Origin of the sequence: Halopenitus persicus, assembly GCF_002355635.1 — an archaeon.
Lineage (GTDB): Archaea > Halobacteriota > Halobacteria > Halobacteriales > Haloferacaceae > Halopenitus > Halopenitus persicus_A.
Genome location: NZ_AP017558.1, coordinates 2,333,140 through 2,350,334 on the forward strand (window position 1 = coordinate 2,333,140; position 17,195 = coordinate 2,350,334).

Here is a 17,195-nt window from a genome sequence, read left to right on the forward strand (position 1 = left end):
CGTCGGATCTGCGGGCGGTGAACGCAAATATCTTTGGTCTATCCCGTCCGAGATTGTGCTCTTCGCCCGCTCTCGCGCCATTTGAACAACTGAATTAGTTCTAAAACAACCAAAATTGTTTTACGGTCCACCCGAGTTGTTTCCATCGATGGCACAGGTCTCGCTCCCACACGACGCGAAGGCCGGCCCGACGAAACCCGCGGTTCGGGCCGTCCTGCTGTCGAAACTCGATCTCGATCCGACCGACCACCTCGTGGAGGTCGGATCCTGCACCGGCGCCGTCACCGTCGAGGCGGCACGCCGGGCGGGTCGGGTGACGGCGATCGAACGCAAGCCCGAACGGGCGGCGGTCACGCGGAAGAACCTCGCGGCGAACGGTATCGAGGCCGCGGCGAACGACACCGAAGTCGCAGCGAACGACACCGAGACGGGGACGGTCAGCGCGGACGCCGGCGACGGTACCACGGACGTCGGCGAGGGCACCGCGGACGCGACCGTCGAGATCCGGGAAACGGAGGCGCCCGCCGGGCTCCCGGCCGACGCCGACGTCCTGTTTCTCGGCGGCAGCCGGAACTACGAGGCGGTGCTCGACCACGCCGTCGAGACCGGCGTCGATCGCGTGGTGATGAACGTCTCCCGGCTGGAGGTCGCCGGCGCGGCCGCGACCGCCTTCCGGGACCGGGGGCTCCTCGAGGACGTCCTGCAGTTCCAGGTGAGCCACGGCTACGAGCTGGCCGGCGCGACGAGCTTCGACTCGGACAATCCGGTGTATATGCTGATCGGCGGGACGGGTGGCGACGCGGAGGCCGACCGATGACCCTCTACGGCGTCGGGCTCGGTCCCGGCGAGGGCGACCTCGTGACGGTTCGCGGCCGGGACGTCCTCGACCGTGCGGACGTGGTCTACTCGCCCGGCCGGCTCTCGCGGTCGGTCGCGACCGAACACGTTCCCGAGTCCCGGATCGGCGATCTCGACTTCCCGATGACCCGCGACGAGGACGAACTCCGGACGGCCTGGCGTGAGGCCGCCGCCGAGATCGCCCCGCGTGCTCGCGAGGGGACGGCCGCGTTCGTCACGCTCGGCGACCCCAACGTCTATTCCACGTTCGGGCACCTCCGGCGGACGCTCGCGGCGTTCCACCCCGACGTCAACCTCGAGGTGGTTCCCGGCGTGAGCGCCGTCACCGCCTTCACGACCGCGCTCGGGGTCGAGGTCGCCGCGGGCTCGAGCCTGACGCTCCGCGAGGCGCCCCGGGGCACGGCGCCGACCGGCCCCGACCGGATGGTGCTGTTCAAGGTCACCGACGTCCCGGCGACCCACGACGAACTGGTCGATGCGGGCTACGACGTCGTCTACGGCCGCCGACTCTTCATGGAGCAGGGGGAGACGGTCGTGACCGACGATCCCGCGGCGCTGGCCGACCGCGATTACTACACGCTCGCGTACGCGGAGCGACGCGACGTCGATTTCGACCGGCCGGCGACCGCGGCCTTCGAATCGGCGTCCGATGCGGCCTCCGAATCGACCGGCGACGCGGCCACCGACGCGACTGGGACCGCCGCCGACGGCGGGGTCCGATTTTCCGGGGCCCTCGACCGCGCGTCCGACGAGCACCGCGCGTCCGACGAGCACCACGCGTCCGCAGAGCTGGCCGAGAGCGAGGCCTGCGGCGACCGACCGCTTGAACCGCCGGAAACGACCCCGGGAACTGCGAATCTCGAGGAAACCGGAGGCGGTCGCCGATGACCGACCCACAGGCGGCCATCGACGCCCAAACCGGCGATGCAGGCGGTTCCGGGACGGGACCTGACGCCGAATCCAGGGACCCGCGAATCCACGAGCGGACCGCGGGCGAGGTCGGGGACCTCGACGAGGTGATCCCCTTCATCGGGGCCGGTCCCGGCGACCCGGGGCTGCTCACCGTGACCGGTCGCGAGCTCCTCGAGGCGGCGGATCTGGTCGTCCACGCGGGGTCGCTCGTCAACAGCGAGCTGCTCGAGGCGTACTGCGCCGACGCCGAGCTGGTCTCGAGCGTCGGCAAGGACCTCGAGGAGCTGATCCCGCTGATGCGGGACGCCCACGAGGGGGGCCGGAACGTGGTCCGACTCCACAGCGGCGACCCCGCGATCTACGGCGCGGCGCTCGAGCAGATGGACGCGCTCGAGCACGAGGGCGTTTCGACCTCCATCGTGCCGGGGGTCACGTCGGCGTTCGCCGCCAGCGCGACCCTCCGAACCCAGCTCACGCTCAACGGCGTGGCCAACCACGTCGCGTTCACGCGTCCGCAGGGGAAGACGCTCGACCCCGCGGATGACCACATCGGGGAGTTCGTGGGGATGGGCGACGTGACGACCTGCATCTACCTCGGCACCCACGCGATCGCCGAGACGATGGACCGCTTGCTGGCCGAGGGCCACGATCCCGACACGCCGGTGGCGGTCGTCTACCACGCCTCCTGGCCCGACGAGGACGTGATCGAGGGCACGATCGCGACGATCGGCGAGACGGTCGCGGACGCGGGCTATCGCGCCTCCGCGCTCGTGGTCATCGGCGACGCCGCCCGGAAGACCGGCTACGAGCGGTCCTACCTCTACGGCGACTGGGCGAACCGCGGCGCCGACGGGGACGAGGTCTCCGAGTCCGACGCGAGCGAGGCCTCCGAGGCCGACGGCGATGCGACTCCCCAGGCCGACGCGAGCGAGGCTCCCGGGACCGACGTGGGCGGGGCGGACGACTAACGACGACTGATCCGACTGATTCACCGATGAGCACGGACATCGACGCTGACACGACGACGGACGACGCATCGACCGACGCGAACGCCGACGCAGCGACCGACGCGAACGCCGACGCAGCGACCGACGCGAACGCCGACGACTCCGGCGGCCACTGCTCGACGCCCGATTCGGACGGCGAGGTCGCCGAGGAGCTCGCGATCATCAGCTTCGAGCGCAAGCTCGAGACCGCCGAGGAGATCGTCGCGGAGCTCGCGGACGATTACGACCGGATCGACGTCATCGAGTACCACGGTGACGTCTTCGCGGAGCACTGGGGCGAGTACGACTGCTTCCTGGGGCTGATGGCCTCCGGCATCGCGATGCGCAAGACTGCGCCCCTACTCGACGACAAGTGGGACGACCCCGCGATCGTCGTCGTCGACGAGGAACTCACCTGGGCGATCCCGATCACGGGCGGCCACCACGGCGCGAACCAGGTCGCCCACGACCTCTCGCGGCTGGGCGCGGTCCCGGCGATGACCACCGCCAGCGAGGCCGCCGGCAAGCAGGGCGTCGAGAGCAAGGCGAAGGCGCTGGATAGCCACGTCGTCAACGGCGACTCGACGGTGGCGACGAACCTGGCCGTCCTGAACGACGAACTGGGACCGGTCGCCCGCCTGGACGGACCGGCTGCGGTCCTCGTCGACGACGACGTGACCGTCCTCAAGCGAAACGGCGGGAACGACGGCGGTGGCGACGACGGCGATGACGAGAGTGCGACCGATCGCGTCGTCCTCGGCACCGGGACCGTCTCGGGCGTCCGGGCGGAGCAGGTCCTCGACGCCTGGGAGACCGCACTCGACGATCTCGAGCTGACCGTCGACGACGTCGACTTCGTCGCGACCGGAACCCGAAAGGAGGACGAGGAAGGTCTCTACGAGGCCGCGCAGGCGATCGACGCCGGCGTCGTCCTCTTCGAGAAGGAGACGCTCCTCGAGTTCGAGGGCCCGTCGCCGTCCCGCTCGAAGGAGCTGATCGGCTGGCCGGGGATCGCCGAGGCGTCCGCGATCGCCGGCGGCCGCGAGCACGAGCTCGCGCGCGAGAAGGAGCGGTTCGACGACGCCGTGACCGTGGCCGTGGGGCGATAGGATGGCGGGAACCGACTCCGATACCACGGACTACGGAACCCTCTACGTCGTGGGGATCGGTCCCGGGCTCCCGCACGCGATGACCCAGCGAGCTCGCGACGTGATCGCCACTGCCGACTGCGTGATCGCCTCGAACCTCTACCAGGAGTTCCTGCGGCGCGACGGAACGCTGCCGCCCGAGAGCGCGGCGGTCGAGGAGGCGGCCGAGACGTCGGATTCCGCAGCCACGGACGGCGGTGCTCAGACCGACGACGGGACCGTCCTGGAGCGCCCCGACGGAACCCGGCAGACGCTCGTCCGGTCCTCGATGGGCCGGCAGGTCGAGCTGGCCCGAGAGGCCTTCGAGCGCGTTCGGGCCGGCGAGGACGTCGCGCACGTCTCCGGAGGCGACCCCAACGTCTACGGGAAAAGCGATCTCCTGTATACGATGGCCGACGCCGATGACGCCCGCGACGTGCCGATCGAGATCGTTCCCGGCGTCACCGCGGCGCTCGGCTGTGCGGCCAACCTGGGCGCGCCGCTGTCGAACGACTTCTGTACCGTCTCGCTGTCGGACAAGTGGCGCGGCTGGGAGGAGATCGAGGAGAAGCTGCGCGCGGCCGCGATCAGCGGCTTCGTGATCGTCCTGTACAACTGCTGGCGCGATTACGAGCGCGCGATCGAGGTGATCCGCGAGGAGCGGTCCGACGACGTGCCGGTCGGCATCGTCAACGACGCCGGCCGCGGCGACGCGGGGCGCAACCTCGAGGACGAAACGCACACCATCACCACCCTCGGCGAGGCGACCGACCACGACGACGAGGTCGGCGGGATGGGGACCTCCATCCTCGTCGGCACCCACGAGACGACCGTCTGGGAGAACGACCAGGGCGAACACCTCGTCACCCCACGCGGCGGGCGTGACGTCGACGACTTCTAACTATGAGCACGAACGACACCACCGACGACGCCGATTCGACGGACCGAACCGACACCAGCAACACCACCGGTTCCACCGACCTCGACGCCGGATCGTCCTCGAAATGCGGCGCGTCGACCGCCGGCTCGACGGCCGATTCGGCCTCCACCGCGGACTCGGGATCGACGACGGATTCGGCCTCGAAGTGCGGTGGATCGAACGGTGCAGCGACGAAACGGGAGGCGACCGACGAGCGGGTCGGCTCGAGCGCCGACGACTTCGCGGCCGACCCCGGCCGGCTCGTGGCGGTCGGGCTCGGCCCCGGCCAGCCGGACGGGATGACAGCGCGAGCCCGCGCGGCCCTCTCCGCGGCCGACCACATCGTCGGCTACACGACCTACATCGAGCTCCTTCCGGAGGACGTCGTCGAGTCCGCGGAGGAGCTCTACGACACGCCGATGTGCGGGGAGGTCTCGCGAACCGAGGAGGCGATCGACCGGGCGCTTGCCGGCAACGACGTCGCGATCATCGGCAGCGGCGACCCGAACGTCTACGCGCTCGCGGGGCTGGCGTTGGAGATCCTCGAGTCGAAGGGCGCGACCGCCGAGGCGGTCGACTTCGAGGTCGTCCCCGGCGTGCCCGCGGCCCAGTCCTGTGGCGCCCGGCTCGGCGCGCCGCTGGTCAACGACACCGTCAGCGTGTCGCTGTCGGACCACCTGACGCCGATGGACGAGATCGAGTCGCGGCTCCACGCGGTCGCGCCCGAGGGATTCACGATCGCGATCTACAACCCCTGGAGCCGGAAGCGGCGGGAGAACTTCGAGACGTGCTGTGACATCCTGTTGGAACACCGCGACCCGGAGACGCCGGTCGGGATCGTTCACGGCGCCGGCCGCGAGGACGAGCGCGTCGAGATCGTCGAGCTGGGCGAACTCGAGGACCTCGGCGAGACCGACCTGATCGACATGACGACGACGATCCTGGTCGGCAACGCGGAGACGTACGTCTGGGACGATCGGATGGTGACCCCCCGGGGCTACGAGTCCAAGTATGACTACTGAGTCGACACGGGGAGACGGGGCCTACCGCGTGACCCTCGACCGGGACGCCTGCGACGGCGTCTTCGCCTGCCTCGTCCGCGACGACCGCTTTCGAGAGGCGGCGGACGGGCTGGCGACGATCGGGGAGGAAGAACCCGGCGACGACGCGCTCGGTAGCGCCTCCGCAGGCGCGGACACGATCGTCGCCCGGTTCGCGGACGATCGGCTGGCGGATGCCGAGGCGGCCGCCGCGGCCTGTCCGGTGAACGCGATCACGGTCGACGCGACCGACGATCCTGCGGTCCACGCGACCGACGATCCTGCGGTCGACGCAGCCGATGGTCCCGCGGTTGACGTGACGGACGCTCCCGCAGCCGGGTCGGAGGTGTCCACCGATGAGTGACGCGGCTCCGGACCACGACGTGGGGATCGAGCCCGCCGCTGATCTGCTCGATGCAACCCCGGAGACGGCGTACTTCTGGGGACGCGTCGCCGGCGACGGCGAGGTGACGACGGACGGCGTCACGACCCGTGCCGGCGACGCCACCGCCGCCGAGGCGCTCGCGGCGATCGCGGGAACGAGCCGGGCCGGCACCGACCACCGGGTCGAGGCCCGCGAGTCGGCACACGACGCCTCGATCGTCCGGTTCGAGGACGAGTACGAGATCCAGGTGATCGGCGCGCCGGCCGAGCGCGCGAGCGCGGCCTTCGGCCTCCCCATCGACGGCCAGCCGGGGGGCTACCGCTTCGACGCGTTTCGCGAGCACCGCGCACGACTGATCCGCGGGCTGCTCGAGGCCTGCGGGACGGTGTGCTTTCGGGAGTCGACCGGCTCGGTCGGCGTCTCGTTCGTTCACGACGACCGCGCGCTGCTCGAGACGGTCCGTTCGCAACTGTCTGCGGCCACGCCGCACGTGCCGACCGACGACCTCGCGGAGACGTCGTCGGGCGGCTACTGGTTCGGGCTGGCGGACGACGCCGACGTCGCCGAGTTCGCCGAGTGGGTCTACGCCGGCAGCGAGGACTCCGGGCTCTACGCGGCCGACCGACGGGCGAAACTCCGCCGGAGCGTCGAGCGCGCGACCGGCGCCGACGTGGGCGCGCTGGACGATGTGAGTGCGCCGGAGGACGAGTGATGGCCGGAGCCGAATCGCCGGTGACGGGAGATACCGTTCCGACCGCGCTCGACGACGAGGCCGTCCTGTTGGTCGGCCACGGGTCGCGTCGGGAGCGGTCGAACGAGCAGGTCCGCGAGTTGGCGGCCGGCCTGGAACGGCGGCTCGGGATCCCGGTCGACGCCGGGTTCATCGAGCTGGCGTCGCCGTCGATCGACGAGGCGATCGCCGGGCTCGCCGGCGCCGTCTCGCGGGTCACCGTCGTGCAGCTGTCGCTGTTCGCCGCGAGCCACGTGAAGGCCGACGTGCCGCTGGCGGTCCGGGAGGCTCGCTCGGCGCACCCGGAGCTGACGATCCACAACGGCTCGCATCTGGGCATCCATCCGGCCATCGTCGACCTGCTCGACGATCGGGCGGCGGCGGTCGAAGCCGAGTTGGGCGTCGACCGGACGGCCGACGAGGTCGCGGTCGTCGTCTGTGCCCGCGGGTCCAGCGACCCGGACGCGAACGGCGACGTCCACAAGCTCGCCCGGCTGCTCCGGGAGGGGCGCGCCTTCGACCGCGTCGCGGCGTCGTTCATCGGCGTGACCGAGCCGCGGCTCGCGGAGACGCTCCACCGGCTCGCCGCCGGACGGCCCGACGCCGTGGTCGTGCTGCCGTACATGCTCGGCGACGGCGTCCTGACCGAGCGGATCCGCGACGGGGCCGCGACCTTCGACGCGGAGTACCCCTACGTCGCCGCCGCCGCGGGGGACCCGCTCGGGACCGACGACCGACTGTTGGACGTGCTCGGCGACCGCTGGCAGGCGGCCCGGACCGACAGCGTCGAGATGTCCTGTGACACCTGCAAGTACAAGGTAGAGCTGGACGGCTACGAGGAGGACGTCGGCGGCGCCCGGGCGATGCTGCGGGCGATGACCCACCGCGACTCCCACGCGGACCGGGACGACGTTGACGCGGAACCGCATACACACGACGCGCCGGAGCACCACGTCGCGGTCTGTACGAACCGCACCTGCGCGGCGGACGGCTCCGCGGCGGTCCTCGAGCGTCTGCGGCAGGCGGCCCGCGACTCGGACGCCTGTGAGGCGCGCATCACGCGGTCGTCCTGTCTCGGTCGCTGCGGCGACGGACCGATGGTCGCCGTCTATCCGGACGGCGTCTGGTACGGCGACGTCGCGGAGGCGGATGCCGAACGCATCGTCTCGTCACATCTCGACCGGGGGCGGATCGTCTCCGAGCTCGTCGACGTCACGTTGTGACCGTTACCGTATACGTACCGACTACTAACCACGTATCCACCACTCAACGACGCACCGACCGCTGAACGACCCATCAACCGACCCTGAGACACCACACCATTCACCCATGAGCTGCCACGAACTCGAAGCGCTCCGACTCGCGTTGTTGAACGTCCTCGGAACCGGGGATCGAGCCGCCCGCGAACACGCCGAGGCCGAACTCGAGGGCCACCTCGAGGGGCCGATCGAGGCCCTCGCGAACGCCGGGACGCTCGACGCGATCGAGCGCCACCTCGACGCCGCGCTCGTCGACCTGGAGGCCGAGGTCGCCGCGACCGACCCGGACGACCCCGAATACGACTACCTTCGCGGCCGCCTGGTCGCGGTCCGCGACGCCGAACGCGCGGTACACCGCCTGACCGACCAGGGCGAGAGCGTGCTCGCGGGGCTGGCCGACGCCCACGACGTGCTCCACGAGACGTTCCCGGCTGAGGAGTAGGACGCGGTCCCGGCGTTGCGGACGTGCGTCCTCGCCGGTGAGGGGCAGGTTTTTGTGCCGATCGATCCCCGTACGAACGTGCCTGCCATCCACACGCTCTCCGCGACGCGTCTCGCGCGTGACATCCGAACCGGCGACCGCTCGCCCGTCGACGTCGTCGACGCGGTGCTCGACCGCATCGCGGCGCGAAACGACCGGACGAACGCCTTCGTGACCGTCACCGAGGACTCCGCCCGCGAGGCCGCGTGGGAGGCCGAGCGGGCCATCGAGCGCGGCGACGACCTCGGTCCGCTCCACGGCGTGCCGGTCGCGATCAAGGACCTCGACGACGTCGCCGGCGTCCGCACGACCTTCGGGTCGAAGCTGTTCGCTGACCACGTCGCCGAGGCCGACGACGAGTTCGTGCGCCGGCTCCGGGACGCCGGGGCGATCGTGGTCGGCAAGACGAACACCCCGGAGTTCGGACTGGGCTGTACCACGGACAACCGCGTCGTCGGCCCGACCGGCACGCCGTTCGACCCGGACCGGATCGCCGGCGGGTCCTCCGGTGGCGCCGGCGCCGCGCTTGGCGACCGCCTCGTACCGATCGCACAGGGGTCGGACACCGGCGGGTCGATCCGGACGCCGTCATCGTGTTGTCACGTGTTCGGGCTCAAGCCGTCGTTCGGACGCGTGCCCCGCGTGGACCGTCCCAACGCCTTCGCGGACCACACGCCCTTCTCCCACACCGGACCGATGGCCCGGTCGGTCGCGGACGCGGCGCTGATGCTCCAGGTGATGGCGGGACCGGACCCGGGCGACCCGTTCAGCCTCCCGGCCGACGGGACGGACTACCTGGCTGCGACCGAGCGTCCCGTGAACGACCTCTGCGTCGCCTACAGCTCCGACCTGGGCACGTATCCCGTCGAGCCGACGGTTCGGGAAATCGTCGACGACGCCGTCGGCGCCCTCGACGACGCGGGCGCGACGGTCGAGCGGGCGGACCCCGACCTCGGGTACGACCGGGCGGAGATCCTCGAGGCGTACTACACGATGGCGAAGGTCCTCTGGGAGTCGCTGTTCGACGGCCTCGAACGCGACCACGGACTCGACCCGCGCGGGGCGGACCGCGACCGCCTTCGCCCGGTCACCGTCGAGACGATCCTCGAGGCGTCCGACGTCTCCACCCGGGAGTACGAACGGGCCCAGGTCGTCCGGACCGGCGTCTACGACGGCATCGTCGACCTGCTGCGGGAGTACGACCTCCTCGTGACGCCGACGCTGGGCGTCGTTCCCTTCGAACACGGCGAACATCCCGAGACGGTCGACGGAACGCCGGTCGACCGGCTGCGCGGCTGGCTGCTCACGCAGCCGTTCAACCTCTCGGGCCACCCCGTCGGGGCGGTTCCGGCCGGCCTCACCGACGAGGGGCTCCCCGTCGGGATGCAGGTCGTGGGGCGCCGCCACGCGGACGACGTCGTGCTGGCGGCCAGCGCCGCGATCGAGCGGGAGCGACCGTGGCACGACGCGTATCCGGCGTGACGGTCCTATAACCGTATCTCGGACCATCCGATCGCAGCGGTTCCGACCGGGAAAGCGGCTCACCGTCAACTGATGGCGTAGTTCAATACCGAACCGGCAACGTCTAGGCCATGTGATTATAAACCCCATCCAACCGAGTTCGACTCCCGGAACCGACCGGGTCACACACAATTCATGACAGCGACCACCGAATTATGACGGCGACCACCGAACTATGACGGCGACCACCGAACCATGACGGCGACCACCGAACCATGACGGCGACCACGGCATCCCTCGAGTCGGCCCGCGTGGTCGTCGTCGCCGCCGCGGCGCTCGACGGGTACGCCAACGCGCTCGCGGCGGCGGGCGCGGACGTGCGCAGACCGGATACCGCGGCTGCAGCGCTCGAGACCGTCCGGTCGGAGCCGGTCGACTGTCTCGTCAGCGGGGTCGACCTTCCGGACGCGACGGCGGTCGACCTCCTCGCGAACGTCCGGGACGAATCGCCGACGCTGCCCGTAATCGTCGCTGCCGCCGACGGCGACGAGACGGTCGCGAGCGAGCTGATCGGCGCCGGCGTCACGGACTACCTCGCGCTCCCCGAGTCGATGGAGGGATCCGTCGAACCGGGCGAAGCCGCCGTCGAGGAACTGCTGGACCGCACCGAACGCGCCATCTCGACGGCCCGGCGGACCGAGACGCGCCGCGAGCGGGCCCGGCGGTTCGACGCTGTTTTCGAAGACACGCGTACCGCGACGTGGGTGCTTGACGCCGACGGAACCCTCCAGCGCGCCAACCGAACCGCGCGGGACCTGATCGACGCCGACGCCGGGCCCCTCGTCGGCGAGCCGTTCTGGACGCTTCCCTGGTGGTCGGCCGCCGAGGGGACGATGGCCGACGTCCGGCGGCTCGTCGAGACCGCCCGCGAGGGGTCGTTCGGCAACGCGGTCGTCTCGCGGTCGGCGTCGCTCGAGGACCCGGCGGTCATCGACCTGTCGATCCGGCCCGTCCGGAACGACCGCGGAACCGTCACCTCGATCGTCGTCGAGGGCGTCGACGTCACCGACCGCGTCGCGCTCGAGCGTGACCTCCGCCGGTCCGAGGAGCTCCACCGCGTCACGCTCAACAACATGACCGACACCGTCCTCATCACCGACGAGGCGGGCGAGTACACCTACGTCTGCCCGAACGTCCACTTCATCTTCGGGTACACCGCCGCGGAGATCGAGGATCTGGGGACGATCGACGACCTCCTCGGCGCGGACCTCTTCGACCGCGAGGAGCTGGCCGAGACGGGCGTCCTGAAGAACATCGAGTGCACCGCCACCGACAAGGCGGGCCGGGAGCACACCCTGTTGGTCAACGTCCGCGAGGTCGATATCCAGGGCGGAACGCTGCTGTACAGCTGTCGGGACGTCACGAAGCGGAAGCAGCGCGAGGAGGCGCTGGCGACCCTGCAGGAGACCGCACGCGATTTCCTCTACGCGGAGACCCACGAGGAGATCGCGAGCCACGTCGTCGACGACACGACGGGCGTGCTCGACCTGGACGCGAGCGCGGTCTACCTCTTCGACGCCGACGCCACCGAGCTCCGGCCGGCCGCGCGCTCGGCCCGGATGCGGGCGGTGCACGGACCCCTTCCGGCCGTCGGCGCCGACGGGACGACGCTGGTCGGCCACAGCTTCGTCGCTGACGAGCCCCTGTTCGTCGACGACGTCCACGACGACGACCGGCTCGCGAACCGGGCGACCGACCTCCGCAGCGTCGCCTACATCCCCCTCGGCGACCACGGCGTCTTTATGGCCGGGTCCACGGCGGTCGGCGCCTTCGACGACGTCACGCGGGAGCTTGCGGACCTGCTCGCCGCGACCGCCGAGGCGGCGCTCGACCGCGTGTCCCGCGAATCCCGGCTCCGCGAGCAGGACCGCACGCTCCAGCGCCGCAACGAGGAGCTGACCGATCTGAACCGGGTCAACGAGACGATCCGGGCGATCGACCGCGCGGTCGTCCGGGCGGAGACGGGCGAGGAGATCGACCACTCGGTCTGTGAACTCCTCAGCGCCGACGACCGGTTCCGGTTCGCGTGGATCGGCACGGTCGACCGACGGACCGGGACCGTCGAGCCCCGGGCGTGGGCGGGGGAGGAACACGGCTACCTCGACGCGCGACCGTTCACGGTCGGCGCCGCGGACGGCGACCCGACCGGACGGACGGCGGCGACCGGGGAGACGACGGTCGTCGAGAACGTCGCCGACGGACTTCGCGATGAAGCGTGGCGCACGGAGGCCCTCTCCAGGGAGTACCTCTCGGCGGTGAGCATCCCGCTCGTGTACAACGACCTCTCGCACGGGGTGCTCACGGTCTACGCGGCGACCCGTGACGCCTTCGACGACACGACCCGGGCGGTCCTCGACGAGCTCGGGGAGACGATCGCCGCCGGACTCAGCGCCAACGAGCGCAAGAAGGCCCTGCTCACGACCTCGATGACCCGCGTCGAGTTCGCGGTCGACGACCCGACGTTCGTCCTCTCGCGGCTCGCCCGCCGGGCCGACTGCACGATCGCCTACCACGGCGGCGTTCGACAGACCGACGAGGGGCGGTACGTGTTCGTCACCGTCGAGGACGCGCCGATCGACGCGGTCGCGGAGGCGGCCGCCGGCCTGGTCGCGATCGACGAAGTTCGGCGGATCAGCGCGAACGGATCGAGCGGCGGTGACGGCGCTCCCGGGGACGGCGACGGCGGCGTGTTGCGGCTCCGGCTCACCCGGCCCTTCCTCGCGCTGGAACTCGCCGACCACGGCGCCGTCTTCCGGGAGGCGACCGCCGATCCCGACGGGGCGACGCTCGTCGTCGAGGTCCCGGACGGGATCGACCTCCGGAAGGTCACCGAGCTCGTCCGCGAGGCCTTCTCCGACGTCGAGCTCCGGTCGAAGCGGACCCTGGATCGGGCGCCCGACCACGACCGGTCCGCGCGGGTCCTCGCGGACGTGACCGACCGCCAGCTGGAAGTCGTCCGGACGGCCTACTACAGCGGCTTCTTCGAGTCGCCACGGGAGCACACCGGCGAGGAGGTCGCGGAAACGCTGGACATCTCCCCGCCCGCGTTCTACCGGCACGTCCGGACGGTCCAGCGGAAGGTGTTCGGCGCGCTCTTCGAGGACGGGGGCGTACCGCTCGCCGTCCGGGAGTGACCCGTCGCGACGTGAGCCGTCCAGGAGTGACCCGTCGCCGAACGGCCGATCCGTGGGTGGTTCAATAACGAACCCCTATGGAGAACCGACGTTCTGTGGTTAACGATCACCCATTCCCTTATACGCCTATTATCCCCTGATAGAGCGCGCCGCGGGACGGCGCTCACGAACCCATGAAGGACGCAACCCTCTCTACCGACGACCGAACGCAGTACGAATGCTTCCAGTGCGGAACCACCGTGGTGGCCGCCGAGCCGCCGGGCGAGTGCACGGAGTGTGGCGGCGAGCTTCGCAACCGCGGCACACCCATCGAATAATGGCGGCGGAATCGGAGCCGGAGCGCGGCGTCGAGGCCGACTCCGGCGCCGACGCTGCCGTCGCCGCCGACGCCGATTCGGAACCCGAATCGGCCCTCGAGACCGCGCGCCGCCAGCTACATCGCGCAGCCGACCGGATCGACATCGACCCGAACATCGTCGCGCGGCTCGCCCATCCCAAGGCGGTCCACGAAGTGACCGTCCCGGTCGAGCGCGACGACGGAACCGTCGAGGTCTTCACCGGCTACCGTGCCCGCCACGACAGCGTGCGCGGCCCGTATAAGGGCGGTCTGCGATACCACCCCGAGGTCACCCGCGACGAGTGCGTCGGGCTCGGGATGTGGATGACCTGGAAGTGCGCCGTGATGGACCTGCCATTCGGCGGGGCGAAGGGCGGCGTCGCGGTGAATCCCAAGGATCTGAGCACCGCCGAGACGGAGCGGTTGACCCGTCGGTTCGCCGAGGAGATCCGGGACTCGATCGGACCGACCGTCGACATCCCGGCTCCCGACATGGGGACCGACCCGCAGACCATGGCGTGGCTGATGGACGCCTACTCGATGCAGGAGGGCGAGACCGTCCCCGGCGTCGTCACGGGCAAACCGCCCGTGATCGGCGGGAGCGAGGGCCGCGCCGAGGCCCCCGGACGCAGCGTCGCCATCATCGCCCGGGAGGCGATCGACTACCACGGGATGGACGTCCGCGAGACCGACGTCGCGATCCAGGGCTACGGGAGCGTCGGGTCGAACGCGGCCCGGCTGCTCGACGACTGGGGCGCCAACGTGGTCGCCGTGAGCGACGTCAACGGCGGGCTCTACGACCCGAACGGGCTCGACACGCACGCGATCCCGTCACACGACGAGGAGCCCGAAGCGGTGCTGGATCAGCCGGCGCCCGAGACGGTCTCCAACGGGGAGCTGCTCGAGCTCGACGTCGACGTCGTGATCCCGGCCGCGATCGGGAACGTCCTCACCGCCGAGAACGCCGGCCGGATCCGGGCGGATCTCGTCGTCGAGGGCGCCAACGGCCCCACGACGAGCGCCGCCGACCGGATCATCGCGGACCGGGGGATCCCGGTCGTCCCCGACATCCTCGCGAACGCCGGCGGCGTCACCGTCTCCTACTTCGAGTGGCTCCAGGACATCAACCGCCGGTCGTGGTCGCTCGAGCGCGTCCGCGAGGAGCTCGAATCGGAGATGCTGGACGCCTGGGACGCCGTCCGGCGCGAGCGCGAGGCGCGCGAAGTCACTTGGCGGGACGCCGCCTACGTGGTCGCGCTCTCCCGGGTCGCCGAGGCCCACGACGTCCGGGGACTCTGGCCCTAGCCGGGAGTACCCCGCCGGGGTGACCCGGTCGACCGACACCACCGAGGTATCCCGGTCGACCGACACCACCGAGGTATCCCGGTCGACCGACACCATCGAGGACCCCTGCCGACCCGGCCGATCGACACCTCCGTATTCCCGCCGTCCGAACACTTCGCCGATGACCGACCGGACCATTCGATCGAAGTGGGAGGAGCGGTTCCGCGAGGAGTCGTACCCCACGGACCCCGATCCCTCCCCGGTGTTGCGTCGATATCTGTCCGCGGCGCCCGACGGCCGGGCGCTCGACGTCGCCACCGGAACCGGTCGCAACGCGCTCGCCCTCGCCGAGTCGGGATACACCGTCGACGCGGTCGATCTGGCGCGGGCCGGCCTCGAGACCGCCCGCGCGAACGCGGTCGACCGGGGCGTCGACGACCGGATCAACTGGGTACAGGCCGACCTCTCGACGTACGGGCTTCCGGCCGAGCGGTACGCGCTGGTCACGGTGAGCTTTTTCCGGTGTCTCGACCGCTTCGCGGACCTGACCGAGGCGATCGCCCCGGGCGGCTACCTCTTCGTCGAACACCACCTGCGGTCGACCGATCCGACCCCGGGCGGCTCGAGCGATCCGCGCTACCGGCTGGCCGCGAACGAGCTGCTCCGGGCGTCCCTCGGGTTGACGATCCTGCAGTACGACGAGGGGAGAGAGCACCCGCCGGACGGACAATCACGGGCGACCGCCCGGGTGGTCGCGCGGAAGTCGACCGGCTCGCGGCAGTCGTATCCGCCACGGGACACCGGGCTCGACGAGGAACCCGAGGAAGGAGACGACCGATGAACGCGACGCCCGACCGATGAACGCGACGCCCGACCGATGAGACCAACCGGCGAACACGTTCCCCCGAGACGGTATCGGCGGCGACAACGAACGCCGGATCGATACCTCCCGTGACCGGACGATCGAGCGGTTTACGCCGGTGGACATATCGGTTCGTCCTCGCGAGCGCCGGCTCGTTCGTTGCCTTCCAGGCGCTTGCACTCTCGGACGTCGATCCGGCGACCGCCGCCCTGGTCGGCGTGCTCGGGTTCGTCTGTCCGATGGTCTTCGGTATGGGCTACCTCCTGTTTCCGTCGTTCGTCGGCGAGACGCTCATCGACCGGCGGTTCGCCGGGGTTCACTTCGGCCTCGCATACGCGGGCCTCGGGCTGCTCGCGTTCGGGCGGCTCTCCGGGCGTCCGGATGGTCCCGCCGCCCTCGCCGGCGTCGGCCTCTGGTCGCTCGGCGCGGTCGTCTTCCTCGCCGCCATCTCGGCGACCGTCGTCGTCGCGGTTCGCGGGTCGCCGGAGACCGCCCGACGGGCGCTGGCCGGCGGCGATCAAGCGGCACGCGTCGCGACCGCGACGATCCCGGTCGCCGCCGCGTTCCTCCTTTTCGGAACCGTCGCCCTCGTGGCCGCGACGGTCCCTCCGGAGGCGGCTCCGGCCGCGATGACCCCGATCACGGCGCTTTCGACCGCAGTCGTTCCGGACGTCGTCGGCGTCGTCACGCTCCCCCGGGCCGTGCACCTCATCGCGATCGGGTTCGGCGCGCTCCCGGTGTACGCGGTCGGGATCCGGCTACTTCCCGGCTTCTTTCATACCGGGGTTCCCGGACCGCTCGCCGCGGTCGTCCTTCCCGCGGGCGTGGTCGCGCCCGCTCTCCTCGGGGCGGCGCGCTGGGTCGACCCCTGGTTCGGCCTCGGCGCCGCGGCCGCCGTGATCGCGATGGTCGGCTATCTCGCGATCGTGGCGGTCGTCATCGGGCGGGCGGACCGGCGTCGCGTCGGCGCATTCGGCGTCCTGCTCGGCGCGATCGCAGGGGTTGCGGCCGTCTTGGCCGCGGCGACGGTCGCGTTCGGTGGCCTCGTCGTGGTCACTCCCGGAACCGCCCTCGCGATCCACCGCGCGCTCGTGCTCGGCGGCTTCTTTCCGCTGACGATCGCCGGATACGCCTTCCTGTTTTTCCCGGTCGCGTCCGGGCGATACCCCGGCGCGAGCGCGCGCACTGCCCGCACGACCGTCGTGCTCCTCGCCGCCGGCGCCGGATGTCAGGCGATCGGGCTCCTCCTCGGGACGTTTCCGGTTCGGTGCCTCGGCGGCGCCCTCTCGATCCTCGGCGGATTCGGATACGCGTTCCTGCTCGGCGCTCGATTTCTGCAGGACTGAGCTCGACTCCCGTC

The 17,195-nt window shown here is 70.9% G+C and carries 16 protein-coding genes; all 16 read left to right on the top strand.

Annotated elements, in window-relative coordinates; genetic code table 11:
* Window positions 1-148: 148 nt before the first annotated feature.
* The gene (cbiT, locus tag CPZ00_RS11360) at window positions 149-817 is read left to right on the top strand and encodes a precorrin-6Y C5,15-methyltransferase (decarboxylating) subunit CbiT (RefSeq protein WP_096390979.1); all 669 of its coding nucleotides are present in this window, start codon (window positions 149-151) and stop codon (window positions 815-817) included.
* Window positions 814-1,746: a cobalt-factor II C(20)-methyltransferase gene (locus CPZ00_RS11365; RefSeq protein ID WP_096390980.1), complete on the top strand. Its 933-nt coding sequence runs from the start codon at window positions 814-816 to the stop codon at window positions 1,744-1,746. Before cbiT ends, CPZ00_RS11365 begins: the two co-directional genes overlap by 4 nt.
* A complete protein-coding gene (locus tag CPZ00_RS11370) occupies window positions 1,743-2,738 on the top strand; it encodes a cobalt-precorrin-4/precorrin-4 C(11)-methyltransferase (RefSeq protein ID WP_096390981.1) in 996 nt (331 codons plus the stop codon). Before CPZ00_RS11365 ends, CPZ00_RS11370 begins: the two co-directional genes overlap by 4 nt.
* A gap of 26 nt (window positions 2,739-2,764) precedes the next feature.
* Window positions 2,765-3,865: a cobalt-precorrin 5A hydrolase gene (gene cbiG, locus CPZ00_RS11375; protein ID WP_096390982.1), complete on the top strand. Its 1,101-nt coding sequence runs from the start codon at window positions 2,765-2,767 to the stop codon at window positions 3,863-3,865.
* A gap of 1 nt (window position 3,866) precedes the next feature.
* On the top strand, window positions 3,867-4,784 hold the full coding sequence (locus tag CPZ00_RS11380) for a precorrin-3B C(17)-methyltransferase (protein WP_096390983.1): 918 nt from the start codon (window positions 3,867-3,869) through the stop codon (window positions 4,782-4,784).
* A gap of 2 nt (window positions 4,785-4,786) precedes the next feature.
* Window positions 4,787-5,824 carry a precorrin-3B C(17)-methyltransferase gene (gene cobJ / locus CPZ00_RS11385; protein ID WP_096390984.1) on the top strand — a complete coding sequence of 346 codons (1,038 nt, stop codon included), beginning with the start codon at window positions 4,787-4,789 and terminating at the stop codon, window positions 5,822-5,824.
* Entirely contained in the window at window positions 5,814-6,206 is a 393-nt protein-coding gene (locus CPZ00_RS11390; RefSeq protein ID WP_096390985.1) for a ferredoxin, read from the top strand. The genes cobJ and CPZ00_RS11390 overlap by 11 nt, the downstream gene beginning before the upstream one ends.
* Window positions 6,199-6,939: a cobalamin biosynthesis protein gene (locus CPZ00_RS11395; protein WP_096390986.1), complete on the top strand. Its 741-nt coding sequence runs from the start codon at window positions 6,199-6,201 to the stop codon at window positions 6,937-6,939. The genes CPZ00_RS11390 and CPZ00_RS11395 overlap by 8 nt, the downstream gene beginning before the upstream one ends.
* Window positions 6,939-8,180, top strand: coding sequence for a CbiX/SirB N-terminal domain-containing protein (locus CPZ00_RS11400; RefSeq protein ID WP_096390987.1), 1,242 nt, complete (start codon window positions 6,939-6,941; stop codon window positions 8,178-8,180). The genes CPZ00_RS11395 and CPZ00_RS11400 overlap by 1 nt, the downstream gene beginning before the upstream one ends.
* A gap of 106 nt (window positions 8,181-8,286) precedes the next feature.
* A complete protein-coding gene (locus CPZ00_RS11405; RefSeq protein ID WP_096390988.1) occupies window positions 8,287-8,658 on the top strand; it encodes a DUF3209 family protein in 372 nt (123 codons plus the stop codon).
* 78 nt (window positions 8,659-8,736) lie between these two features.
* Window positions 8,737-10,179: an amidase gene (locus CPZ00_RS11410; RefSeq protein ID WP_096391703.1), complete on the top strand. Its 1,443-nt coding sequence runs from the start codon at window positions 8,737-8,739 to the stop codon at window positions 10,177-10,179.
* A 254-nt stretch (window positions 10,180-10,433) separates the two neighbouring features.
* Window positions 10,434-13,352: a bacterio-opsin activator domain-containing protein gene (locus CPZ00_RS11415; protein WP_096390989.1), complete on the top strand. Its 2,919-nt coding sequence runs from the start codon at window positions 10,434-10,436 to the stop codon at window positions 13,350-13,352.
* Window positions 13,353-13,525: 173 nt separating this feature from the next.
* Window positions 13,526-13,669: a rubrerythrin-like domain-containing protein gene (locus CPZ00_RS15385; protein ID WP_157744233.1), complete on the top strand. Its 144-nt coding sequence runs from the start codon at window positions 13,526-13,528 to the stop codon at window positions 13,667-13,669.
* Entirely contained in the window at window positions 13,669-14,994 is a 1,326-nt protein-coding gene (gdhB, locus tag CPZ00_RS11420) for a glutamate dehydrogenase GdhB (protein WP_096390990.1), read from the top strand. Before CPZ00_RS15385 ends, gdhB begins: the two co-directional genes overlap by 1 nt.
* Window positions 14,995-15,154: 160 nt before the next feature.
* Entirely contained in the window at window positions 15,155-15,814 is a 660-nt protein-coding gene (locus CPZ00_RS11425; RefSeq protein WP_096390991.1) for a class I SAM-dependent methyltransferase, read from the top strand.
* Window positions 15,815-15,924: 110 nt separating this feature from the next.
* A complete protein-coding gene (locus CPZ00_RS11430; protein ID WP_096390992.1) occupies window positions 15,925-17,181 on the top strand; it encodes a hypothetical protein in 1,257 nt (418 codons plus the stop codon).
* Window positions 17,182-17,195 lie beyond the last annotated feature (14 nt).